The sequence below is a fragment of the Streptomyces sp. NPDC056479 genome (assembly GCF_042795335.1).
Classification (GTDB): Bacteria; Actinomycetota; Actinomycetes; order Streptomycetales; family Streptomycetaceae; genus Streptomyces.
Genome location: NZ_JBHTRZ010000005.1, coordinates 282374 through 305909 on the forward strand (window position 1 = coordinate 282374; position 23536 = coordinate 305909).

At 68.2% G+C, this 23536-nt stretch carries 20 protein-coding genes and 2 tRNA genes; 13 read left to right on the plus strand and 9 right to left on the minus strand.

Annotated elements, in window-relative coordinates; all coding sequences use genetic code 11:
• Positions 1-129: 129 nt before the first annotated feature.
• The 6 genes from rsmG to rpmH form a co-directional block, all read right to left on the minus strand.
• Complete coding sequence (rsmG, locus tag ACFQ6S_RS21565; RefSeq protein WP_383411996.1) at positions 130-846, minus strand: 16S rRNA (guanine(527)-N(7))-methyltransferase RsmG; 717 nt, start codon at positions 844-846, stop codon at positions 130-132.
• A 126-nt stretch (positions 847-972) separates the two neighbouring features.
• On the minus strand, positions 973-1485 hold the full coding sequence (locus ACFQ6S_RS21570) for a protein jag (RefSeq protein ID WP_383411999.1): 513 nt from the start codon (positions 1483-1485) through the stop codon (positions 973-975).
• A 15-nt stretch (positions 1486-1500) separates the two neighbouring features.
• The gene (gene yidC, locus ACFQ6S_RS21575; protein WP_383412002.1) at positions 1501-2769 is read right to left on the minus strand and encodes a membrane protein insertase YidC; all 1269 of its coding nucleotides are present in this window, start codon (positions 2767-2769) and stop codon (positions 1501-1503) included.
• A gap of 3 nt (positions 2770-2772) precedes the next feature.
• A complete protein-coding gene (yidD, locus tag ACFQ6S_RS21580; protein WP_383412005.1) occupies positions 2773-3126 on the minus strand; it encodes a membrane protein insertion efficiency factor YidD in 354 nt (117 codons plus the stop codon).
• Positions 3123-3494, minus strand: coding sequence for a ribonuclease P protein component (gene rnpA / locus ACFQ6S_RS21585; protein WP_383412008.1), 372 nt, complete (start codon positions 3492-3494; stop codon positions 3123-3125). Before rnpA ends, yidD begins: the two co-directional genes overlap by 4 nt.
• Before the next feature lie 21 nt (positions 3495-3515).
• On the minus strand, positions 3516-3653 hold the full coding sequence (rpmH, locus tag ACFQ6S_RS21590) for a 50S ribosomal protein L34 (RefSeq protein WP_005482975.1): 138 nt from the start codon (positions 3651-3653) through the stop codon (positions 3516-3518).
• A gap of 384 nt (positions 3654-4037) precedes the next feature.
• Here rpmH and dnaA point away from each other — a divergent pair, with 384 nt between their 5' ends.
• From dnaA to ACFQ6S_RS21640, 10 genes are all read left to right on the plus strand, one after another.
• A complete protein-coding gene (gene dnaA, locus ACFQ6S_RS21595; RefSeq protein ID WP_383412011.1) occupies positions 4038-5957 on the plus strand; it encodes a chromosomal replication initiator protein DnaA in 1920 nt (639 codons plus the stop codon).
• Positions 5958-6850: 893 nt separating this feature from the next.
• Positions 6851-7981, plus strand: coding sequence for a DNA polymerase III subunit beta (gene dnaN, locus ACFQ6S_RS21600; protein WP_351195520.1), 1131 nt, complete (start codon positions 6851-6853; stop codon positions 7979-7981).
• A gap of 176 nt (positions 7982-8157) precedes the next feature.
• Positions 8158-9033 carry a phosphogluconate dehydrogenase (NAD(+)-dependent, decarboxylating) gene (gnd, locus tag ACFQ6S_RS21605; RefSeq protein ID WP_383412014.1) on the plus strand — a complete coding sequence of 292 codons (876 nt, stop codon included), beginning with the start codon at positions 8158-8160 and terminating at the stop codon, positions 9031-9033.
• Positions 9034-9199: 166 nt separating this feature from the next.
• The gene (gene recF, locus ACFQ6S_RS21610; protein ID WP_383412017.1) at positions 9200-10321 is read left to right on the plus strand and encodes a DNA replication/repair protein RecF; all 1122 of its coding nucleotides are present in this window, start codon (positions 9200-9202) and stop codon (positions 10319-10321) included.
• Positions 10318-10863: a DUF721 domain-containing protein gene (locus ACFQ6S_RS21615; protein WP_383412019.1), complete on the plus strand. Its 546-nt coding sequence runs from the start codon at positions 10318-10320 to the stop codon at positions 10861-10863. The genes recF and ACFQ6S_RS21615 overlap by 4 nt, the downstream gene beginning before the upstream one ends.
• A 506-nt stretch (positions 10864-11369) precedes the next feature.
• A complete protein-coding gene (gene gyrB / locus ACFQ6S_RS21620) occupies positions 11370-13430 on the plus strand; it encodes a DNA topoisomerase (ATP-hydrolyzing) subunit B (protein ID WP_383412021.1) in 2061 nt (686 codons plus the stop codon).
• A gap of 42 nt (positions 13431-13472) precedes the next feature.
• Positions 13473-16061 carry a DNA gyrase subunit A gene (gyrA, locus tag ACFQ6S_RS21625; RefSeq protein WP_383412024.1) on the plus strand — a complete coding sequence of 863 codons (2589 nt, stop codon included), beginning with the start codon at positions 13473-13475 and terminating at the stop codon, positions 16059-16061.
• Positions 16062-16079: 18 nt separating this feature from the next.
• Positions 16080-16859 (plus strand): DUF3566 domain-containing protein, encoded by a 780-nt coding sequence (locus tag ACFQ6S_RS21630; protein WP_383412027.1) that lies wholly within the window; start codon positions 16080-16082, stop codon positions 16857-16859.
• A 168-nt stretch (positions 16860-17027) separates the two neighbouring features.
• Positions 17028-17104 (plus strand) — tRNA-Ile (locus ACFQ6S_RS21635).
• Positions 17105-17183: 79 nt separating this feature from the next.
• A complete protein-coding gene (locus ACFQ6S_RS21640; RefSeq protein ID WP_383412030.1) occupies positions 17184-17927 on the plus strand; it encodes an AAA family ATPase in 744 nt (247 codons plus the stop codon).
• 147 nt (positions 17928-18074) lie between these two features.
• On the opposite strand, the gene ACFQ6S_RS21645 is transcribed toward ACFQ6S_RS21640, so the two are convergent.
• Positions 18075-18452: a DUF6344 domain-containing protein gene (locus ACFQ6S_RS21645; protein WP_383412032.1), complete on the minus strand. Its 378-nt coding sequence runs from the start codon at positions 18450-18452 to the stop codon at positions 18075-18077.
• A gap of 337 nt (positions 18453-18789) precedes the next feature.
• Here ACFQ6S_RS21645 and ACFQ6S_RS21650 point away from each other — a divergent pair, with 337 nt between their 5' ends.
• Positions 18790-18918 carry a DLW-39 family protein gene (locus tag ACFQ6S_RS21650; protein WP_003999697.1) on the plus strand — a complete coding sequence of 43 codons (129 nt, stop codon included), beginning with the start codon at positions 18790-18792 and terminating at the stop codon, positions 18916-18918.
• 390 nt (positions 18919-19308) lie between these two features.
• A complete protein-coding gene (locus ACFQ6S_RS21655) occupies positions 19309-20535 on the plus strand; it encodes a hypothetical protein (RefSeq protein ID WP_383412033.1) in 1227 nt (408 codons plus the stop codon).
• A 70-nt stretch (positions 20536-20605) separates the two neighbouring features.
• Here the strand turns inward: ACFQ6S_RS21655 and ACFQ6S_RS21660 are convergent, their stop codons facing one another.
• Positions 20606-22324 carry a protein kinase gene (locus ACFQ6S_RS21660; protein WP_383412036.1) on the minus strand — a complete coding sequence of 573 codons (1719 nt, stop codon included), beginning with the start codon at positions 22322-22324 and terminating at the stop codon, positions 20606-20608.
• A 173-nt stretch (positions 22325-22497) separates the two neighbouring features.
• Positions 22498-23046 (minus strand): helix-turn-helix domain-containing protein, encoded by a 549-nt coding sequence (locus tag ACFQ6S_RS21665; protein ID WP_383412038.1) that lies wholly within the window; start codon positions 23044-23046, stop codon positions 22498-22500.
• A gap of 181 nt (positions 23047-23227) precedes the next feature.
• Here ACFQ6S_RS21665 and ACFQ6S_RS21670 point away from each other — a divergent pair.
• Positions 23228-23300, plus strand: a tRNA-Ala gene (locus ACFQ6S_RS21670).
• Positions 23301-23536 lie beyond the last annotated feature (236 nt).

The following is a 23536-nucleotide window of genomic DNA, read 5'->3' on the forward strand; positions in this document are numbered from 1 at the left end:
ATGCCATGAAGCAGTGAGCGACGTTTCACGTGAAACACGATGCACAGCAGACGCGACCGAACTGTCGCGACACTCCGGCATGGGTGGGTTTGCCAGCTTGTGTGGAGTACGTCTCGTCGTCAGGACGGATCAGCGCCGCCGTCGTGCACGTCCCGTCCTGGCGGCCTTTGCTCGCTTGGCTGCGAAGCGCACACCGCCCGGGCTCTCCCCGACTTCGACGCGCACAACGGTCGACATCGGATCCACCACGCCGTCACCGACATGGAGGATCGACGTCTCCACCGCGCCGAGCTTACTCAGAGCCGTCGCCGCACTCTTCAGCTCCTCCTCCGCGGTGTCGCCCTTGAGTGCCAGCATCTCGCCGTACGGGCGCAGCAGCGGGATGCCCCAGGTGGCCAGCCGGTCCAGCGGAGCCACCGCGCGGGCGGTCACCACATGCACCGGCGGCAGGGTCCCCATGACCTCTTCAGCCCGGCCGCGGACGACCGTCACATGGTCCAGGCCGAGCAGTTCCACGACTTCCGTCAGGAAGTTCGTACGCCGCAGCAGAGGCTCCAGAAGGGTGATCTTCAGGTCCTCCCGGACCAGCGCCAGCGGGATGCCGGGCAGGCCGGCTCCCGAGCCGACGTCGCACACCGTCACGCCCTCGGGAACAACCTCCGAGAGCACCGCGCAGTTCATCAGGTGCCGCTCCCACAGGCGGGGCACCTCTCGCGGGCCGATGAGGCCGCGCTGTACGCCCGCCTCAGCGAGCAGTTCGGCGTAGCGGACCGCATCAGCGTAGCGATCGCCGAACACCTCACGTGCCTGCTCAGGCGCAGGGGGAAGCTCCGCTGCCTCCGTCACGGGGGACCGTCCTTCCGTACCGCGCCGACACCGTGAGCGTCGGCACCAGAACCACCAGAACTAACAGGCTGACAAAGTTCGGCCCCGCCTGCGCACAGACGGGGCCGGAGGAAACGTACGAGCCGATCAAGCGGGAAGCACGACGACGAACCGCTGCGGCTCCTCGCCCTCGGACTCGCTGCGCAAGCCCGCCGTCTTGACGGCGTCGTGCACGACCTTGCGCTCGAAGGGCGTCATCGGATCCAGCTTCACGGGCTCGCCGGTGTTCTTCACCTCAGCGGCGGCCTTGGCACCCAGCTCGGAGAGCTCGGCACGCTTCTTGGCCCGGTAGCCGGCGATGTCCAGCATCAGCCGGCTGCGGTCACCGGTCTCCCGGTGCACGGCCAATCGCGTGAGCTCCTGGAGCGCCTCCAGCACCTCGCCGTCACGCCCGACCAGCTTCTGCAGGTCTCGGCCACCGGAGTCGCTGATGATCGAGACAGCGGCGCGGTCGGCCTCGACGTCCATGTCGATGTCGCCGTCGAGATCGGCAATGTCGAGCAGACCCTCGAGGTAGTCCGCCGCGATCTCGCCCTCCTGCTCCAGGCGGGTCAGGGTGTCTACACCCTCGGCAGCGGCGGAGGTGGTGCCTTCCGTCACGGGATGGGCTCCTTCTTACTTCTTGGACGGGGACTTGGGGCGCTGCGGACCGCCCTTGCGCTGCCCGGACTGGGCCTTGCTGCGGCCGCTGCTGCCGGGCTTCTGCGCGGCCTTCTTGGCAGCGTCGGGCTTGGCGTCCTCGGGCTCGTCGGACTTCTCCAACGACGTCGGCTCGTCGGCCTGCTTCGCACCGCCGGACTGACGCTGGGACTTGCTCTGCCGCTTCGGCTGCTGACGCTTGGGGGCAGCCCCGGTGGTCGGCGTACCGTCCTCGGTCACGGTGGCGACAGCGCCCTCGCTCTTGGCCACGGTGCCGTCGGCCTGCGCCGCGAGACCGGCCTTGGTGAGGCCGTTGATGAACTTGCGCTCATGCTCGTTGCGGTCGCGGCCCTTGGCCACGATGGCCTTGACGATTGCCTTCTCACCGCGGCTGCGCGTCTTGCCGTGGTCCGTGACGTGCTTGTGCAGGCGCTCCAGGTACGCGGCCTGAGCCTTGGAACCCGGGGTCGGGTTGTTGCGGATGACGTACATCTGCTGGCCCATGGTCCACACGTTGGTGGTCAGCCAGTAGACGAGGACACCGACGGGGAAGTTGATACCGAAGACGGCGAACATGACCGGGAAGACGTACATCAGCATCTTCTGCTGCTGCATGAACGGCGTCTTCACCGTGGTGTCGACGTTCTTCGTCATCAGCTGACGCTGCGTGTAGAACTGCGACGCCGACATCAGGACGATCATGACCGCGGTGACGATGCGGACCGTGGTCAGGGAGGCGTCGAGCGCGGCGACATCGGCCGAGCTGTCGGTGAACTTCGCGGCCAGCGGGGCCCCGAAGATGTGCGCCTGCTGCGCGCTCTTCAGCAGGCTGTCGTTGATCACACCGATGGTGTCGTTATTGGCGATGCTGTTGAGCACGTGGTACAGGGCGAAGAAGAACGGCGACTGCGCCAGGATGGGAAGGCACGAGGAGAGCGGGTTGGTGCCCGTCTCCTTGTACAGCTTCATCATCTCTTCGGACTGACGCTGCTTGTCGTTCTTGTAGCGCTCCTGGATCTTCTTCATCTCGGGCTGCAGCGTCTGCATGGCCCGGGTCGCCTTGATCTGCTTCACGAAGAGCGGGATCAGGCAGATACGGATCAGAATCACCAGGGACACGATGGACAGGCCCCAGGCCCACCCTGTGTCAGGGCCGAAGATGGCGCCGTACACCGAGTGGAACTGGACGATGACCCAGGAAACGGGTGTCGTGATGAAGCTGAAGAGGCTGGCAATCGTGTCCACTAATCATGCTCCTTGGACATGGGACGGGGTCTCTGCGGCCGGGCTCGAAGGAGCTTTGCCTTCGATGGCCGTTTCGGCGGCGGAGGGCCCGCCCTTCCGTGCACGCCACGCGTTGCGCAGCATCTCGTGCCACCGCGGGCGCTTACGCGGCGGGACATGGTCCACGCCGCCCAGCGACCACGGGTTGCACCGCAGGATGCGCCAGGCGGTGAGCGCCGTGCCCTTGATCGCACCGTGTCGGTCGATGGCCGTGTACCCGTAGTGGGAGCACGACGGGTAGTACTTGCACACCGGCCCGAGCAGCGGACTGATCGTCCACTGGTACAGCTTGATCAGAGCCAGTAGTGGGTACTTCATCGCGCGCCCCCTCCCAGCAGCCGCTGGATAGCGGCATCCAGGTCTCGGGCCAGCTGTGCATGGTCGGCGTCACCCGCACCGGGCAACGCTCGTACGACTACCAGGCTACCGGGGGGCAGCTGGTCGACTCGGTCGCGCATCAGATGGCGAAGCCTGCGCTTCACCTTGTTCCGCACGACCGCGCCACCCACTGCCTTGCTCACGACGAAACCCGCACGCGTCAGGGGAGCGCTCTCCCCAGGCGCGTGCGGGTCCGTGGCACCGCTACGAAGGTGGACGACAAGAGTCGGGCGTCCAGCCCGGCGTCCTCGTCGTACCGCGGTCGCGAAGTCCTCGCGCCGCCTCAGCCGATGCTCGGTAGGCAGCACGACGTCATGACCTGATCAGAATCAGGCGGACAGGCTGGCGCGACCCTTGCTGCGGCGGTTCGCCAGAATCGCGCGGCCGGCACGGGTGCGCATCCGCAGGCGGAAGCCGTGGGTCTTCGCGCGACGACGGTTGTTCGGCTGGAAGGTGCGCTTGCTCACTCGGGGGCTCCAGAAATCAATCGGTAGTGGCGGGGTGCCGTCCTGGCTGTCACCGTGCGCCCACGAGTAGCTCGCAGTTACGCCCGAGTGCACCGCTTCCCGATCACCTGACGTGATCTGTGCCCATCGGAGGCAGGCGGCAGCAGCCATCGACAACTCGACCTGGTTACGGTACGCGCGGCTACGCCATCCGGTCAAACCAGAGGTCACTGGGAGACACTATCCACAGGCTGGGGACAACAACTTGAACCGCACCCGCCGCCCTGACTACCGTGACTGAACTCCGATTCGTTCCCTAGCCCCCTTGATTCTGGCTCCACCCCTTGTGAATCCCGACCCGTCCCACCATCACACGTTCGTGGGACCCGTGAGAGAGCGTGCCCTGTGGCTGACGTACCTGCCGATCTTGCCGCAGTGTGGCCACGAGTACTGGAGCAACTTCTCGGTGAAGGCCGGGGGCAGGGTGTCGAGTCGAAGGACGAGCACTGGATCCGGCGCTGCCAGCCGCTCGCGCTGGTCGCCGACACCGCCCTGCTCGCCGTACCGAACGAATTTGCGAAGGGCGTACTGGAGGGCCGTCTCGCTCCGATCGTCAGCGACACCCTGAGCCGAGAGTGCGGCCGTCCGATCCGGATCGCGATCACCGTCGACGACTCCGCCGGCGAGCCCCCGGCCCCACCGGTCCCCCCGGCCCCGCCCCAGTCCCGCTACGAGGAGCCCGAGCTCCCGCCGTACGAGGGCTACGGCCGCCACCGCGCCGACGACCCGCGGCCCGGCCCCTCCGCCGACCAGCTGCCCACGGCCCGCCCGGCCTACCCGAACGAGTACCAGCGCCCCGAGCCCGCTCCCGGCAGCTGGCCGCGGCCGACGCAGGACGAGTACGGCTGGCAGCAGCAGCGGCTCGGATTCCCGGAGCGGGACCCTTACGCATCGCCTTCGCAGGACTCCTACGCACAGGACTCCTACGGCTCTCCCGCACAGGACTACCGCCCGCAGGCGATGGAGCGGCCGTCCTACGACGGACACCGCTCCGAGTACGAGCAGCGCCGTCCTGACTACGAGCAGCGCCGACCCGACTACGACAAGCAGCGGTCCGACTACGACCAGCCGCGCGCCGAATACGACCAGGGCCCCCGCCGTGAGATGCCCGAACCGCCCGTCGGCTCAGGGCATGTGCACCGCGGCGGTCCCGTCGGCTCGGCCCTGCCGACGACCGGTGCACCCGGCCCGCTGGCCGCGCAGCCCGCGCCGGCGCCCGGCCCCGGTGAGCCCACCGCGCGTCTGAACCCGAAGTACCTCTTCGACACGTTCGTCATCGGCGCGTCCAACCGTTTCGCGCACGCGGCCGCGGTCGCCGTCGCCGAGGCACCCGCGAAGGCGTACAACCCCCTCTTCATCTACGGGGAGTCGGGACTCGGCAAGACACACCTGCTGCATGCGATCGGGCACTACGCGCGCAGCCTCTACCCGGGCACGCGCGTGCGGTACGTGAGCTCCGAGGAGTTCACCAACGAGTTCATCAACTCCATCCGCGACGGCAAGGGCGACAGCTTCCGCAAGCGCTACCGCGAGATGGACATCCTGCTCGTCGACGACATCCAGTTCCTCGCGGACAAGGAGTCGACGCAGGAGGAGTTCTTCCACACCTTCAACACGCTCCACAACGCGAACAAGCAGATCGTGCTGTCCAGCGACCGGCCGCCCAAGCAGCTGGTCACGCTGGAGGACAGGCTGCGGAACCGTTTCGAGTGGGGTCTGATCACCGACGTCCAGCCGCCCGAGCTGGAGACGCGTATCGCGATCCTGCGCAAGAAGGCGGTCCAGGAGCAGCTCAACGCCCCGCCGGAGGTCCTGGAGTTCATCGCCTCCCGCATCTCACGCAACATCCGAGAGCTGGAGGGCGCGCTGATCCGGGTGACGGCCTTCGCGTCGCTCAACCGGCAGCCGGTGGACCTCGGCCTGACGGAGATCGTCCTCAAGGACCTGATCCCCGGTGGCGACGACGCGACGCCGGAGATCACCTCGACGGCCATCATGAGCGCCACCGCCGACTACTTCGGTCTCACCGTCGAGGACCTGTGCGGCAGCTCTCGCGGCCGCCAGCTGGTCACGGCCCGCCAGATCGCCATGTACCTGTGCCGTGAGCTGACGGACCTGTCACTGCCGAAGATCGGCGCGCTGTTCGGTGGCCGCGACCACACCACGGTGATGCACGCGGACCGCAAGATCCGCAATCTGATGGCCGAGCGGCGCTCCATCTACAACCAGGTCACCGAGCTCACGAACCGCATCAAGAACGGCTGACGGAGCCGGCCGGCAACAGGGCCGCAGACACCTGCCGTACGTCGCCGAGGGCGCTCCGGGACAAGATCCCGGGGCGCCCTTCGTCATTCGGCGACCTCACGCACGGACACCCACTGTTCGAATACCTGCCGCGTTACGGCCACTCTCCACAGATTCAGTGACTTTTTGCCGTCCACATCCTGGGGACTGGGAAGTTGTCCAGACTGTGTCCACAGGCGCCTCTGTTGAAAGACCATCAGACCAGGTCATCCGCATGTGGATTCGTGGACGAACGATCTCCACAGACTGTGGACAGAGCGAAGATCCACAGGCTGTGCACGAAGTTGTCCACCGGCAACCCACAGGCTGAGGCCAGTTGTCCCCAGTGATCCTCAGCTTCTCCACACCGCTGTCCACTGTTCGGCAACGCGACGCGCCTCGTCACCGTGGCGAGTGAAAGGCGTCACACGAAGATGCCAGGTTGGCCTGTGGGAAAGGTGGGTAAAGCTGGGGACGGCGTTGGGGAGAAGTCGCCTCAGGCTGTGCATGGGGTGTGCAGAACTTTCCGTTCTCCACAGAAACACCCGGTTGTCCACTGCCGTCGCCCACAGGGCCCGTGGACAAAATCTTGGCCCTGAGCTGGGAAAACGTGGTTATCCACGGTATCCACAGGCCCTACTACTACTCCCAACTAGAGAGAGCTGGGAATTCGTTTCGAAGTGGGTCCTGTGCACAACTCGCCGTCCGGCTCCCGGCTGCCCCTCATCACGACTTGACCCCGAGAGGCACCTACTGTCAGTGGGGTGCGTCAGACTGTTCCCGGTGTCCTTCCCCTCACTGGGGCCGACGACACCGAGACAGACGACGAAGCCAGGCAGGCCGAGAAGCGCCGGCAACAGCAGGAGGCGGCAACAGTGAAGATCCGGGTGGAACGCGACGTACTCGCGGAGGCCGTGGCCTGGGCGGCGCGCAGCCTCCCGGCCCGTCCGCCGGCCCCTGTCCTCGCCGGCCTCCTTCTCAAGGCCGACGACGGTCAGCTGAGCCTGTCCAGCTTCGACTACGAGGTCTCCGCACGCGTCAGCGTCGAGGCGGAGGTCGACGAAGAGGGCACAGTCCTCGTCTCCGGCCGTCTGCTCGCCGACATCTGCCGCGCTCTCCCCAACCGCCCGGTGGAGATCTCCACAGACGGTGTACGGGCGACCGTGGTCTGCGGCTCCTCGCGATTCACACTCCACACCCTGCCTGTGGAGGAGTACCCCGCGCTGCCGCAGATGCCCACGGCGACCGGCACCGTCCCCGGTGAGGTCTTCGCCTCCGCGGCCGCGCAGGTGGCCATCGCCGCCGGCCGCGACGACACGCTGCCCGTCCTCACCGGTGTGCGCATCGAGATCGAGGGCGACACCGTCACGCTGGCGTCCACCGACCGCTACCGCTTCGCGGTCCGCGAGTTCCTGTGGAAGCCGGAGAACCCGGAAGCGTCCGCGGTCGCCCTGGTGCCCGCGAAGACGCTCCTGGACACCGCCAAGGCGCTCACGAGCGGCGACAGCGTCACCCTGGCGCTGTCCGGCTCGGGCGCGGGCGAGGGTCTGATCGGTTTCGAGGGCGCCGGCCGTCGGACGACGACCCGTCTCCTGGAGGGCGACCTTCCCAAGTACCGCTCGCTGTTCCCGACGGAGTTCAACAGCATCGCCGTGATCGAGACCGCCCCCTTCGTGGAGGCCGTCAAGCGTGTGGCCCTGGTCGCCGAGCGCAACACCCCGGTGCGGCTCAGCTTCGAGCAGGGTGTGCTCATCCTGGAGGCCGGTTCCAGCGATGACGCACAGGCTGTGGAAAGGGTCGACGCCCAGCTGGAGGGCGACGACGTGTCGATCGCCTTCAACCCGACCTTCCTGCTGGACGGCCTGAGCGCCATCGACTCCCCGGTGGCCCAGCTGTCGTTCACGACGTCCACCAAGCCCGCGCTGCTGAGCGGAAAGCCGGCGCTGGACGCCGAGGCGGACGAGGCCTACAAGTACCTGATCATGCCGGTGCGCCTCAGCGGCTGAGCGGCCGGAGTTGTCCACAGGCCGTGGAGAAGATGGCCCGGCCTGTGGGGAAACCCGCAGGTGAGGGCGTACGAATGAGCGCGTATGCCCACAGCTGTGCGTGAGCGTCCGGGTTTAGGCTCGTACGTGGGTACGAAGGTGCCACACACGCCACAGCAACCTAAGGAACACAACTGATGGAGCTCGGTCTCATCGGCCTCGGCAAGATGGGCGGCAACATGCGCGAGCGGATCCGCCGCGCGGGCCACACCGTCGTCGGATACGACCGCAACCCCGACCTCGCGGATGCCCACAGCCTGGAAGAGCTTGTGGGCAAGCTTCCGGGCCCGCGCGTGATCTGGGTGATGGTCCCGGCCGGTGCCCCGACCCAGTCGACCATCGACGGGCTGGCCGAGCTCCTGGAGCCCGGTGATGTCGTCGTGGACGGCGGCAACTCGCGCTGGACGGACGACGAGCGGCACGCCGAGGAGCTGGCGGCCAAGGGCATCGGGTTCGTCGACTGCGGCGTCTCCGGCGGCGTATGGGGCCTGCAGAACGGCTACGCGCTGATGTACGGCGGCGACGCGGACAACGTCGCCAAGGTGCAGCCGATATTCGACGCCCTCAAGCCGGAGGGCGACTTCGGAGCGGTGCACGCCGGCAAGGTCGGCGCGGGGCACTTCGCGAAGATGGTCCACAACGGCATCGAGTACGCGATGATGCAGGCCTACGCCGAGGGCTGGGAGCTGCTGGAGAAGGTCGACTCCGTGACCGACGTCCGGGATGTCTTCCGCTCCTGGCAGGAGGGCACGGTCATCCGCTCCTGGCTGCTGGACCTCGCGGTGAACGCGCTGGACGAGGACGAGCACCTGGACAAGCTCAGGGGTTTTGCACAGGACTCCGGTGAGGGACGCTGGACTGTGGAAGCCGCCATAGACCACGCGGTGCCGCTGCCGGCGATCACCGCGTCGCTGTTCGCGCGGTTCGCGTCCCGCCAGGACGACTCGCCGCAGATGAAGATGATCGCGGCACTGCGGAACCAGTTCGGCGGTCACGCGGTCGAGAAGAAGTGACCGTCGGGAACGAGAAGACGGTGACCGGCGGGGCACAAGGGCCCGCCGGAGACGAGAAGAAGTAATCCACACCCTGGGGATGGCACCCTGGCACCCTCGGGAGTGACCCGGTTGTCCACAACTGGGGAAAGTCGAACCACATGTTGGGGGAGGTCGGCGAACGACCATGCACGTCACGCATCTGTCGCTGGCCGACTTCCGCTCGTACGCCCGGGTCGAGGTTCCGCTGGACCCGGGCGTCACCGCCTTCGTCGGCCCCAACGGCCAGGGCAAGACCAACCTCGTCGAGGCCGTCGGCTACCTCGCCACCCTCGGCAGCCACCGCGTCGCCTCCGACGCCCCTCTGGTCCGCATGGGCGCCGACCGGGCGGTCATCCGGGCGCAGGTACGACAGGGCGACCGGCAGCAGCTGGTCGAGCTGGAGCTCAACCCGGGCAAGGCCAACCGCGCCCGCATCAACAGATCCTCGCAGGTCAAGCCCCGTGACGTGCTCGGCATCGTGCGGACCGTCCTGTTCGCGCCGGAGGACCTCGCCCTGGTCAAGGGCGACCCCGGGGAGCGGCGCCGCTTCCTCGACGAGCTGATCACCGCCCGCTCCCCGCGGATGGCCGGCGTGCGCTCCGACTACGAGCGGGTGCTCAGGCAGCGCAACACCCTCCTGAAGTCGGCCGCGCTCGCGAGGAGGCACGGCGGCCGCTCCATGGACCTGTCCACCCTCGACGTCTGGGACCAGCACCTCGCGCGCGCGGGCGCGGAGTTGCTCGCCCAGCGCCTGGACCTGATCGCGGCGATCCAGCCGCTGGCCGACAAGGCGTACGAGCAGCTGGCGCCCGGCGGTGGCCCCGTCGCCCTCGACTACAAGCCGTCGGCTCCCGGCGAGGCACACACACGCGAGGATCTCTTCGAGCAGCTGATGGCGGCGCTCGCCGAGGCCCGCAAGCAGGAGATCGAGCGCGGTGTCACGCTCGTCGGACCGCATCGGGACGATCTGCTTCTCAAACTCGGTCAGCTGCCCGCCAAGGGATACGCCTCCCACGGCGAGTCCTGGTCCTACGCGCTGGCGCTGCGCCTGGCGTCGTACGACCTGCTCAGGGCCGAGGGCAACGAACCGGTGCTGGTCCTCGACGACGTCTTCGCCGAGCTGGACACCCGTCGCCGCGAGCGCCTGGCCGAGCTGGTGGCGCCCGGCGAGCAGGTCCTGGTGACCGCCGCGGTCGACGACGACGTACCGCATGTGCTGGCCGGGGCGCGGTACACGGTGTCCGAGGGGACGGTGGAGCGCGTATGAGCGAGAACCCGTCCGAGGGCACACCCGCTCCCAAGAAGACCCCCGAACCCTCCGGCGTCGACCTCGCGCGCGTGGCGCTCAGGGCTGCCAAGGAACAGGCACGCGCGCGTGGTGACGCGGCGCAGCAGAAGAAGCAGGCGCGTCGCGGTGGTCTGCGCTCCGGCGCGCGTGCCGACGGCCGCGACCCGCTGGCGCTCGGCGCCGCCATCAACCGCTTGATCACCGAGCGGGGCTGGGAGACCCCGGCCGCGGTGGGCGGTGTGATGGGGCGCTGGCCGCAGATCGTCGGCGACGACGTCGCCAAGCACTGCGTCCCGGAGAAGTACGACGAGGACGAGCGCGTCCTGGTCGTGCGCTGTGACTCGACGGCCTGGGCGACCAATCTGCGACTGCTGGCCCCCACACTGGTCGCCCGCCTCAACGAGGACCTCGGCCATGGCGCGGTGCGGCAGATCAAGGTGCAGGGCCCCGGCGGCCCCGCTCGCCGCTACGGCCCCCTGCGCGCGCCCGGCAGCACGGGACCGGGCGACACCTACGGGTGACGGACGATCCACCTGCCCGCGAAGGGGGGCGTGCGCCATCGCGAAAGCCCTGCGACCGCTTCCAGGAGCCCGTAACAGCAGTCTCAGCAGCCCCGTCGACCACAGGTGACCGACATCACACCACTGGTCGTCGGCGGTCACGAGACGCCATCGGCGATCTCCTCGTCGCACCAGCGCACGCGGCTGCGAATCGCGACCTGACTCCGAAGTAGCCAAGGGTTGACGGCCGGAAGCGCTGAGTGGCTCTGTGAGCCTCTTTGGGCCCCCATCCGCATATCGGGAGTCGGCAGAGGCAGGTTCAGGGCGGCACATGCGGACTCAGGTACCGGCAAACCCCCATCACTGTCGGCGCTACCGGTAGACTGGAGCCCAATCCCGCCCCAAACGTGGGGACCGTCCGGGAAAAGCTGAGCAACGCTGATCAAGGCTTACCAACGCAACATGCCGCAGCCGCTCCGGCAACCCGCCGACGAGCCTGGCTCGTGCTGTGCCAGAAAGGGCGCTTCGTGGCCGATTCCGGCAACCCCAACGAGAACATCCCGTCCACCGACGCCGGCGAGAACGACGCGGTGACTTCGTCGAACGGCGAGGTCACCGCCTCGTACGACGCCAGCGCCATCACCGTCCTCGAGGGCTTGGACGCGGTCCGCAAGCGCCCCGGTATGTACATCGGCTCGACCGGTGAGCGAGGGCTGCACCACCTTGTGCAGGAGGTCGTCGACAACTCCGTCGACGAGGCACTGGCCGGCCACGCGGACACCATCGACGTCACGATCCTCGCCGACGGTGGCGTGCGGGTCGTCGACAACGGCCGTGGCATCCCGGTCGGCATCGTCCCCTCCGAGGGCAAGCCGGCCGTCGAGGTCGTGCTGACGGTCCTGCACGCGGGCGGAAAGTTCGGCGGCGGCGGCTACGCGGTCTCCGGCGGTCTGCACGGCGTGGGTGTCTCCGTCGTGAACGCCCTGTCGACGAAGGTCTCCGTCGAGATCAAGACCGACGGCCACCGCTGGACGCAGGACTACAAGTTGGGCGTACCGACGGCCCCGCTTGCCAAGCACGAGGCCACGGATGAGCACGGCACCACGGTCACCTTCTGGGCCGACCCGGACATCTTCGAGACCACCGAGTACTCCTTCGAGACGCTCTCGCGGCGTTTTCAGGAGATGGCGTTCCTCAACAAGGGCCTGAGGATCAACCTCACCGACGAGCGTGAGTCGGCGAAGGCCACGGCTGGCGCCGACGAGGCGGGCGAGGACGAGAAGCACGAGGTCAAGGCCGTCTCGTACCACTACGAGGGCGGCATCGTCGACTTCGTGAAGTACCTCAACTCCCGCAAGGGAGAGGTGGTGCACCCCACCGTGATCGACCTCGAGGCCGAGGACAAGGACAAGAGCCTTTCCCTTGAGCTCGCCATGCAGTGGAACGGCGGTTACAGCGAGGGTGTGTACTCCTTCGCCAACATCATCCACACGCACGAGGGCGGTACGCACGAAGAGGGCTTCCGCGCGGCGCTCACCTCGCTGATCAACAAGTACGCGCGGGACAAGAAGCTGCTGCGTGAGAAGGACGACAACCTCACGGGTGACGACATCCGTGAGGGTCTGACGGCGATCATCTCGGTGAAGCTGAGCGAGCCGCAGTTCGAGGGCCAGACCAAGACCAAGCTGGGCAACACCGAGGTGAAGACCTTCGTGCAGAAGGTCGTCTACGAGCACCTCAACGACTGGCTGGACCGCAACCCGGTCGAGGCCGCGGACATCATCCGCAAGGGCATCCAGGCGGCCACCGCGCGCGTGGCGGCCCGCAAGGCCCGCGACCTCACCCGCCGCAAGGGTCTGCTGGAGTCGGCGTCCCTGCCGGGCAAGCTCTCGGACTGCCAGTCCAACGACCCCACCAAGTGCGAGATCTTCATCGTCGAGGGTGACTCCGCCGGCGGCTCGGCCAAGTCCGGCCGCAACCCCGAGTACCAGGCGATCCTCCCGATCCGAGGCAAGATCCTCAACGTCGAGAAGGCGCGGATCGACAAGATCCTGCAGAACCAGGAGATCCAGGCGCTGATCTCGGCCTTCGGCACCGGAGTCCACGAGGACTTCGACATCGAGAAGCTGCGCTATCACAAGATCATCCTGATGGCGGACGCCGACGTCGACGGCCAGCACATCAACACCCTGCTGCTGACCTTCCTGTTCCGCTTCATGCGGCCGCTGGTCGAGGCCGGGCACGTGTTCCTGTCCCGTCCTCCGCTGTACAAGATCAAGTGGGGCCGGGACGAGGTCGAGTACGCCTACTCCGACCGCGAGCGCGACGCCCTGCTGGAGATGGGCCGTCAGCGCGGCAAGCGCGTCCGCGAGGACTCGATCCAGCGCTTCAAGGGTCTCGGTGAGATGAACGCCGAGGAGCTGCGCATCACGACCATGGACCAGGAGCACCGCGTCCTCGGCCAGGTCACCCTCGACGACGCCGCCCAGGCCGACGACCTGTTCTCGGTCCTCATGGGCGAGGACGTCGAGGCCCGCCGCGCGTTCATCCAGCGCAATGCCAAGGACGTCCGCTTCCTCGACATCTGAGTCGGTCTCAGCTGACCGCACCAGGAAGGATCTTCACCAGCAATGACCGACGAGAACACTCCCGTCACGCCTGACGAGGGACAGATCATGCGTGTCGAGCCCGTCGGGCTCGAGACGGAGATGCAGCGCTCGTACCTCGACTACGCGATGTCCGTCATCGTCTCGCGTGCCCTGCCGGACGTCCGGGACGGCCTCAAGCCCGTCCACCGCCGTGTCCTGTACGCCATGTACGACGGCGGCTACCGCCCCGAGCGCGGCTTCTACAAGTGCGCGCGCGTGGTCGGCGACGTCATGGGCAACTACCACCCGCACGGCGACTCCTCGATCTACGACGCCCTGGTCCGTCTCGCCCAGCCGTGGTCGATGCGCATGCCGCTCGTCGACTCCAACGGCAACTTCGGCTCGCCGGGCAACGACCCGGCGGCGGCCATGCGCTACACCGAGTGCAAGATGGCGCCGCTGTCGATGGAGATGGTCCGCGACATCGACGAGGAGACCGTCGACTTCACGGACAACTACGACGGCCGCTCCCAGGAGCCGACCGTCCTGCCGGCCCGCTTCCCGAACCTGCTGATCAACGGCTCGGCCGGCATCGCGGTCGGCATGGCGACCAACATCCCGCCGCACAATCTGCGCGAGGTCGCGGCCGGCGCCCAGTGGTGCCTGGAGAACCCGGAAGCCTCGCACGAGGAGCTCCTGGACGCGCTCATCGAGCGCATCAAGGGCCCGGACTTCCCGACCGGCGCGCTCGTCGTCGGCCGTAAGGGCATCGAAGAGGCGTACCGCACCGGCCGCGGCTCCATCACCATGCGCGCCGTCGTCGAGGTCGAGGAGATCCAGAACCGCCAGTGCCTGGTGGTCACGGAGCTGCCGTACCAGACCAACCCCGACAACCTCGCGCAGAAGATCGCCGACCTGGTGAAGGACGGCAAGATCGGCGGCATCGCGGACGTCCGCGACGAGACGTCGTCCCGCACCGGCCAGCGCCTGGTCATCGTCCTGAAGCGGGACGCGGTCGCCAAGGTCGTGCTGAACAACCTCTACAAGCACACGGACCTGCAGACGAACTTCGGCGCCAACATGCTGGCGCTCGTCGACGGCGTCCCGCGCACCCTCTCCCTGGACGCGTTCATCCGCCACTGGGTGACGCACCAGATCGAGGTCGTCGTCCGCCGTACGCGTTTCCGGCTGCGCAAGGCCGAGGAGCGCGCGCACATCCTGCGCGGCCTGCTGAAGGCCCTGGACGCCATCGACGAGGTCATCGCCCTGATCCGGGCCAGTGACACCGTCGAGATCGCGCGTACGGGCCTGATGGAGCTCCTGGAGATCGACGAGATCCAGGCCAACGCCATCCTCGAGATGCAGTTGCGGCGACTGGCCGCCCTGGAGCGCCAGAAGATCATCCAGGAGCACGACGAACTCCAGGCGAAGATCACCGAGTACAACGAGATCCTGGCCTCGCCGGTCCGCCAGCGCGGCATCGTCAGCGCGGAGCTCGCGGCGATCGTCGAGAAGTACGGCGACGACCGCAAGACCATGCTGGTGCCCTACGACGGTGACATGTCCATCGAGGACCTGATCGCCGAGGAGGACATCGTCGTCACGGTCTCGCGCAGCGGCTACGTCAAGCGCACCAAGACCGTCGACTACCGCGCCCAGAAGCGCGGCGGCAAGGGCGTACGCGGCACGAAGCTCAAGGAAGACGACATCGTCGACCACTTCTTCGTGTCGACCACGCACCACTGGCTGCTGTTCTTCACCAACAAGGGCCGGGTCTACCGCGCGAAGGCGTACGAGCTCCCGGACGCCGGCCGTGACGCGCGCGGGCAGCACGTCGCGAACCTGCTGGCCTTCCAGCCGGACGAGGCGATCGCCGAGATCCTCGCCATCCGCGACTACGAGGCCGTGCCTTACCTCGTACTCGCCACCAAGGCGGGACTGGTGAAGAAGACGCCTCTGAAGGATTACGATTCGCCGCGCTCCGGCGGTGTCATCGCGATCAACCTCCGTGAGATGGAGAACGGTTCCGATGACGAACTGATCGGCGCCGAGCTTGTTTCGGCCGACGACGATCTGCTTCTGATCAGCAAGAAGGCACAGTCGATCAGGTTCACCGCCACGGACGAGTCGCTGCGGCCCATGGGCCGTGCCACCTCGGGTGTCAAGGGCATGAGCTTCCGTGAGGGAGACGAGCTGCTCTCGATGAATGTTGTTCGACCCGGTACGTTCGTGTTCACTGCCACCGACGGCGGGTACGCGAAGCGGACCGCGGTCGACGAGTACCGCGTCCAGGGTCGCGGCGGCCTCGGCATCAAGGCCGCCAAGATCGTCGAGGACCGCGGCTCTCTCGTCGGTGCGCTGGTGGTCGAGGAGACCGACGAGATCCTCGCCATCACGCTGGGCGGCGGTGTGATTCGTACGCGAGTCAACGAGATCAGGGAGACGGGCCGTGACACCATGGGCGTCCAACTGATCAACCTGGGCAAGCGCGATGCCGTCGTAGGTGTCGCACGTAACGCCGAGGCGGGACGCGAGGCGGAGGAGGTCGACGGCGACATTGTCGTCGACGAGACCGTCGAGGGTGCCGCGACCACCGGCACGGACGAGGGTGCCGCACCCTCGGCCGAGTAGCACGAGGAGAGAGTCATCGTGAGCGGAGCCACGGGCGCCGGGTCGTCCGGTACCTCGACCGGTTCTACGGCCGGTACGGACGGCGGAGGCCGTGGCTCCGCCGCGCCCGCGACCGACACGCACACCACCCAGCTGAAAGCGATCAAGTCGCCCGCGAAAGGCCCTTCCTCGCCCGATGCACCTGGATCCCAGGGGGGAACCGTGACGGACACCCGAGGCTCGCAGGCCCAGCAGTACGGGGCCGGCGCGGGCGCCCAGCCCCAGCCCGGGCCCGCAGGAGGGCAGCAGGCGGCCCCCGCGTCGCCGCTGCCCGGGGAACGGCAGTCGCAGCAGCCCGCCGCGCCCTACCACCCGCCGCAGGCCTACCAGACGCCCGCTCCGGCAAGCGCGGTCCGCCGGCCGCGCACGGGGGCGAGCACGACGCCGCGCACCCGCAAGGCGCGCCTGCGGGTGGCCAAGGCCGACCCGTGGTCGGTGATGAAGGTCAGCTTCCTGCTCTCCATCGCGCTGGGCATCTGCACGATCGTGGCGTCCGCGGTGCTGTGGATGGTCATGGACGCGATGGGCGTCTTCTCGACGGTGGGCGGCACGATCTCCGAGGCGACCGGCTCCAACGAGTCGAACGGCTTCGACCTGCAGTCCTTCCTGTCGCTGCCGCACGTCCTGATGTTCACGTCGATCATCGCGGTCATCGACGTCGTCCTCGCGACGGCGCTGGCGACCCTCGGCGCGTTCATCTACAACCTCTCCGCCGGGTTCGTGGGCGGCGTCGAGCTGACGCTCGCAGAGGACGAGTGACGGCGGCGGAGGCCGGTTGACGGCTTCTCCGAGGTCGGATCACGGTTGCCGTCAGGAGGCGGGTTCAAACCTCGCCTGACGGTTCTCCGACAACCGATTTTGGGACTGCCCACGTCGTGCGCTAATCTTCAGGAGTCAGCGCGCGGGACACACACCGCAGAGCGCGGCGGGGCTATAGCTCAGTTGGTTAGAGCGCATCCCTGATAAGGATGAGGCCACAGGTTCAAATCCTGTTAGCCCCACCAGCGAAAAGACCCCCAGTCCATCAGGGCTGGGGGTCTTTCGCATGTCCGATTGTCAGTGCCGGATGAGAGCCTGGGCGGCATGATCGTCGAACGGGCTTACGCGCATCTCGCCGAGGGCGAGCTGGAGGAGGACGGCCAGTGGCCGTGGTCCGTGCCGTGCGTGCGACAGCTGCTGCACGACGGCTTGAGATTCACCGCGCCGGTCACGTTCCTGGTGGGGGAGAACGGCTCGGGCAAGTCGACCCTCGTCGAGGCGCTCGCGGAGGGCTTCGGCCTGGACTCCTGGGGCGGATCCGCGGGTTACAAGTACGCGAGTTGGCGTGAGCCGTCGGCCCTGGGCGGGCGCATACGGTTCGAGGCGACGGTGGCCGGCCGCCGCATGCTGCGCGGGCCTCGTACGCGCCGCAGAGGCTTCTTCCTGCGGGCGGAGACGGCGCTGGACGCGCTGGGCCGGGAGCAGAAGTCCGGAAGGCTGTCCGGGGCCGCGGACGAGATGAGCCACGGCGAGGGCTTTCTGATGGCCTTCCGCGAGCGGTTTCAGGAGCCTGGGCTGTACGTCCTTGACGAGCCCGAGGCCGCGCTGTCCTTCGCTTCTTGTCTTCAACTCGTGGGGCAACTGCACGAACTGGGGCGTTCCGGCGCACAGGTCATCTGCGCGACGCACTCACCTGTGCTCACGGCGCTGCCGGGCGCCGAGATCATCGAGGTGGGTGACCACGGAATGCGTCCCGCCGGCTGGCGGGATCTGGAAATCGTCGACCACTGGCGGCGTTACCTCAACGATCCCTGGGCCTATCTCCGGCACATCGTCGAGCCGGGATGAGGCGGCGGGGTAGGGATGAAGCGCGCCGCAGTACTGCTGAAGGGGCTGTCGTCAGAAGCGGGTGCGCTGTAGGCGGGCTCGCTGTGACGGCGGGTTGGAGCAGAGGGACAAGGCTCGCGGAGGGCTACGGCCGGAGCGAGCCCGGATTCAGCGTTGATGCGGGACGAGTGGCCGGTCCGGCGCTTCGTCGTGGGCGCATTCGCGGGTGCTCGATGTGGACGCCGCGGCTTCTGTCTCCGTGAGCGGCCGGTGTCGGCAGCTGGGGGTCTTGCCGTGCGCCTCGGCTCTGATGCGCTGCTTCATCGTGGGGGGCAAGGCTCTGGCGTAGGACCAGGCCCAGTGGGGCATCGCCGGGACCGTCAGTTCCGCGCTGCGGTTGTTGTCGTCGCCTCCGCTCCGGCGGCTCGTCTCGGTGTGCGGGACGGCCGCGGCCGCGGTGTTGGTGACGAATCCGAGCGCCGTGCACAGCGCGAGAAAGGCGGTGACGATGGCTGTCCACAGGTTCATGACCTTGTTCCTGGTCATGGCCCCTCACTTTCGGGTTGGGCGATTTGCGTACTTTCCCAATGATGTGTATGGGGGCCGCGAAGTCATGGACCGACGCCCGCGACGCGTCGATCTTCAGATGAACAGCACTCGAATGGGTGCAAGAGACGAGATGAGTGCGCAAAGATGAAGGAAAGCGACCAAAGGTCACCGTCCGTCGAGGTGTGATCACCCTCCGATCGGAGTGGCGGAATCCGCTTCTACTGGGGTGTGCCGACGGGCAGTTGAGCGCGGACGCAGGTCACCGATTGATATCGACCGGTGTGTATAGTCGGGCGCCAGAGGTCCCCTACGTCAAGAAAGACGAGGTCGCGCGGTGAAGAAGCTTCTCCTGGTCGCACTGGCCGCCATCGGCGGGCTCCTCGTGTACCGCCAGATCCAGGCGGATCGCGCCGAGCAGGATCTGTGGACGGAGGCGACTGACTCCGTGCCCACGGGTTCGTGAGCCACCACGACGGATTGCACACAGACCCCAGCCGCCCGAGCGGCCGGGGTTTTGTGTGTCCGGCGGCCGGTCGGGTGCCGCGGCTTCGAGTTGCGGAAGCGACGCGCAGGATCTAGAGCCGGGCGTTTCGGACAGTCGTACGGATTGCGGGGGTGACGCGCGACCGGGCTGGGCAGGATGGGCGACGGTCCATGGTCCGAAGGCGACGAGGAGTGGCGCGTGATGAGGCGGCGGCGTGCGGCGCGGTGGCGCTCCGCGAGGATGCGGCGGGGCGTGAGGGCGTGGCCGTCCGCGAGGGTGTGGCCGTACGGGAGGGTGTGGCGCGTCCGTTCCTCGGCACGCGCGCGTGTGGCCGTAGTGGCGGGGCTGCTGCTGTGCACGACCGCTGGTTTGCCGGTTCTGCCCGCCCAGGCCGCCGGGACGCCCGGACCCTATGCCTTCGCGCCGGGCGCCCGGTCCGTCACCGGCGCGACCGGCACGGCGGACGCCGAACCTCTCACGCCGGGCGCGACGTACAAGAGCTCCCTGCCCAGTGTGGGAGAGATCCACTATCGCCTCGATCTCGACGCGACCTCGGACGTGTACGTGTCCGTGACCGCTGTCGCTCCGCTCGGCAGCGGGATCTACGCGGGCGACGGCATCAATGTGTCCGTGCGGGACGCGGCCGGCCGCACCTGTTCCCAGGACAGGGAGACCTTCGGCGTCGTCCACAGCCCGCGTCCGATCGCGGCCTGGGGTGCGCGGGAGACGTCGGTGAACCGGCCCCGCTGCGAGAGCGCGGGCACCTATGACGTGATCGTCGAACGCGTCGGTACGGCGGAGTCGGCGCCGGACACCTGGGACCTGGAGCTCTTCGCGACCTCCGAGCCGCCCCTGAAGCAGACCGGCGAGACAAATGCCCCCGAGGTCTGGAACTCCGCCTCGCCCGCTCCTCTCACCGGCGAGGGTGAGCGCCGCGTGGGCGGCTCCGGCTTCGCTTCCGCGGTGCCCGTCGGCCAGGGCGCCTGGACCGCCGACATCGAGCCCGGGCGGACACTCTTCTACAAGGTGCCGCTCGACTGGGGCCGCCAGCTGTACGCCACCGCCGAACTCGGCAGCTCGAAAGGCGGCGACGGCTACGCGGTCGGCGCCCTGAACCTCTCGCTCTACAACCCCGTACGCGGCTTCGTCGACGACGCGAGCGCCAACTACGACGGCCGGCGGAAGGCCGCCGAGCTCGACCCCTTGCCGCCGGTCGCCTACGAGAACCGGTACGCAGGCCCCGACAAGCTCAGCGCCATGCGGTTCGCCGGCTCCTACTACCTGGTGGTGCACCTGGCGGCCGAGGTGGCTGAGCGATACGGCGAGGGGCCGTTCGAGCTGACGCTGCGCGTGCGGGAGGAGGGCTCGGCGCAGGCCGGTCCCGGTTACGCGGGGGAGTCCGAGCCGGGCGATGTGTTCCACGTCTCCGCGGCGGAACGGCAGGCGGCTACGGGCGGCGCGGCCGGGACCGGGGGCGGCGGGGACGACGCTGCGATGACCGTGCTCGCGGTGAGCGGGATCGGGGCGGGGACGTTGGTGCTGGTGGTGTTGGGGGTGTGGATGGTGGTGGCTCGGCGGAGGGTTGGGGTGGGATAGCGGCCCTGTGACCGCAACTCTGTGACCGGCGCGAGCCTGCGCCGGTCATGAGTCCCGCCCGACCACGGGCTCAGATGTGGGCCAGCGCCCAGAACCCCACCGAATAGCAGACCAACGCCAGCAGCAGGAGCGGCACCGTCACCTTGGCCGGCGGGCCGGGACGGCGGGCGATCCGGCGGGGCGCGCGTCGAGGCGCGCGTCGGGCGGCGCGGTGGCCGCCGCGGCGGTTCGGCTGCGGAATCGAGGGCGCCGAAGGTGGAACCTGCGGGCTCTGAGCGGTGTACGAAGCAGTAGAGGCATCGACGGGCTGGTGATGCACCGGCGTCGCCGTCGGAGGCTGAGCCGGGTACTGCGGTGTGCGGGGCTGGGGGGAGGACAGGACGTGCGTGGTGTCGTAGGGGGAGCTGTGAGTCGGGTGATGCTGCACGCCGTCGTGTGCCTGGCTGCCCTGCTGTACCTGACCGCGGCCTTGCGCCTGGGCCTCAGCCTGGGCCTGGGCCTGGTGTGGTGGTGCCGAGTGGGGCTGGGGCAGCGGCGTCTGACTGTGCAGGGGAGTCTGATGAGAGGAGCCGGTGGACTGAGGCGGGGGCAGGTGGAAGCTGCCGGTGTCCGACATGGAGAGCGGACCGCTGCTGTCGCCCGGCCGCGGCGTGGGCGCGGACGCGGACGGGGTGAAGTCCGAAGCCGAACCCGAAGCCGCAGCCGAACCCGAAGCCGCAGCCGCAGCCGGACTTGGCCCGGCCACGCCTCGGCGCGGATCGTGCGATACGGCGCCGGAGCCGGTGTCAGCTGTGTCAGCCGTGCCGGACCCGGTGGCGATCTGTACCGAGCCGCTGCCGAGCGTCCCGGCCGAGTCCTGACCGAACTGGCCGGAGCCGCCCCTCGCTCCTTCGACCCCCGGCGCCCGTTTGAGCGGTCCGTTCGCTGCGAACCCCGGTGGCAGTGGCCCCAGTTGGTCGAAGATCTCGATGATCTCGTCGTCGGGACCGGGCTCCGGCAAGAGCTCGACGGCCGCGGCAAGGGCCTTGCGCGCACCCGTCGTCGTGCGAAACCGCGCCTGCGGATCCGGCTGCAGCAGCGAGGCCACTACCTGCCACAGCGGTTCGGGAATGCCCATGGGCGCACCGGGCGTCCCGTGCTCGGTGAAGTACTGGACGAGCGCCTTGGCGTCCGGCTTGGCACCCTCCAGCAGATACAACGCGACCAGCCCCACGGCGAACAGGTCGGCGGGGAAGTCCGGCTCCGCTCCCATGAGTTGCTCGGGCGCCAGGTAGCCGGGCGTCCCCACCACGAGGTTGGTCTCGGTCAGCCGGGGCTCACCGAGCCGCATGGCGATGCCGAAGTCGGACAGCCGCAGCCGCGGACGGCCCGTGCCGGTGGCTTCGAGGAGCAGGTTGGCGGGCTTGATGTCACGGTGGACCACGCCCTCCGCGTGCACCGCGGACAGTCCAGCGAGGAGCTGGTCGAGGAGGACGCAGACGAACGAGGGCGGCAAGGGGCCGTAGTCCCCGATGAGATGGACCAGCGAACCGCCGGCCACCAGGTCCATGGTGAACAGGACCTTGTCGTCGTCGGCGGCCCAGCTGGCGGGCGCGAGCACATGCGGGTGATCGATCCGCAGGGCCTGCTCGCGGACGAAGCGCAGCAGGGAGTGCGCGTCGCTCTGCTGCAGCACCTTGGCGGCCACATAGCGACGGCGGCGATGGTCCCAGGCGCGCCAGACGGCGCCGACACCTCCGCGCCCGATCGGGTCGACCAGTTCGTACCGCCCGGCGAAGACCTCACCCATGGCTGTGCGTCGCTCCTCCCCCTCCGGTTACCCCCCTTGCTTCCCCCACGACGAGCGATACGACTCCCCCTCGCCGACCATCCTTCGCGACTCCCCCGCACGACCCCTCGTGCCCGCTCAGGACGCAGACCGTCGGCCCGGCTGCCGACCCCCTCGGCGACCGGGCCACGGGGTCAGCTCTGGTGGGACTGGTAGTGCGCGACCGCGTCGGAGGTGCGGCCGGCGCCGTACACCCGGAGGAACTCTGCCAGTTCCGGGTGGGTGGGGGCGAGAGTGTCCGCGGCATCGATGATGTCGCCCGCGGCTGCCACCGACCGCAGCAGCGACTGGATCTCACGGACCACCCGCTTGACCGTCGGCGCGCCCGAACTGTTCGTCGTGTGCGTGGTGTTGCTGAGCACCGAACCCCCCTGCGACTTCTTGATCTCCTCCATGCGCTCGGTGGCCTCGGCCGCGCTCACGCTGCCGTCCGCGACCTGCCCCGCCAAGTCCTGCAGCAACTGCACCCGCTGGACCACGGCGGGATTGCCGATCTTCGCCCGCTGCCCGCTCATCAGCTGCGACAGCATCGGTGCGGACAGTCCCAGTACCCCCGCGAGACGAGCCTGGTTGAGACCAAGATCGTCGATGAGCTTACGGAAGAGCGTCCCCAGCGGCTCCCCGTACCAGTTCCGCTGCAGATCCCGCGCTCTTGCGGTGGCTTCCTGCTGTGCGGCGTCCATTGCGTCTCCCCATCGCTTCCCCAAAACCGCGGTTCGCTGTCGCGAACCACGCCGAGCATCTTACGGAGAGTGGTCGTTTACGGGGACCCCCAATCCTTTTGCGGGATCCGGGGGGCGACCGGGTACTCTGGTCTGGGCGCCCGCCGGAGTGGGGTTTCTTCCGGTCGGACGTTCCTCTTGAGGGGCCTTAGCTCAGTTGGTAGAGCGCTGTCTTTGCATGGCAGATGTCAGGGGTTCGACTCCCCTAGGCTCCACACACCAAGCCCTCTGACCTACGGAAACGCAGGTCAGAGGGCTTTTGCGTGCGCGGGCACGCGACCGCTACCGAGACGACGTGAGGGCTCCTGACCGGTCGTCATAGGGAAGACGGCACGAGAAAGGGTGGTGGGGGGGGGGCGGGGGGACGACAGACCCCCCTGTTTGGAGGAGCGCCCAAGTGCTAGAAGAAAGAAAAGGAGAGAGAGGGGAGAAAACCAGAACCACACCCCCT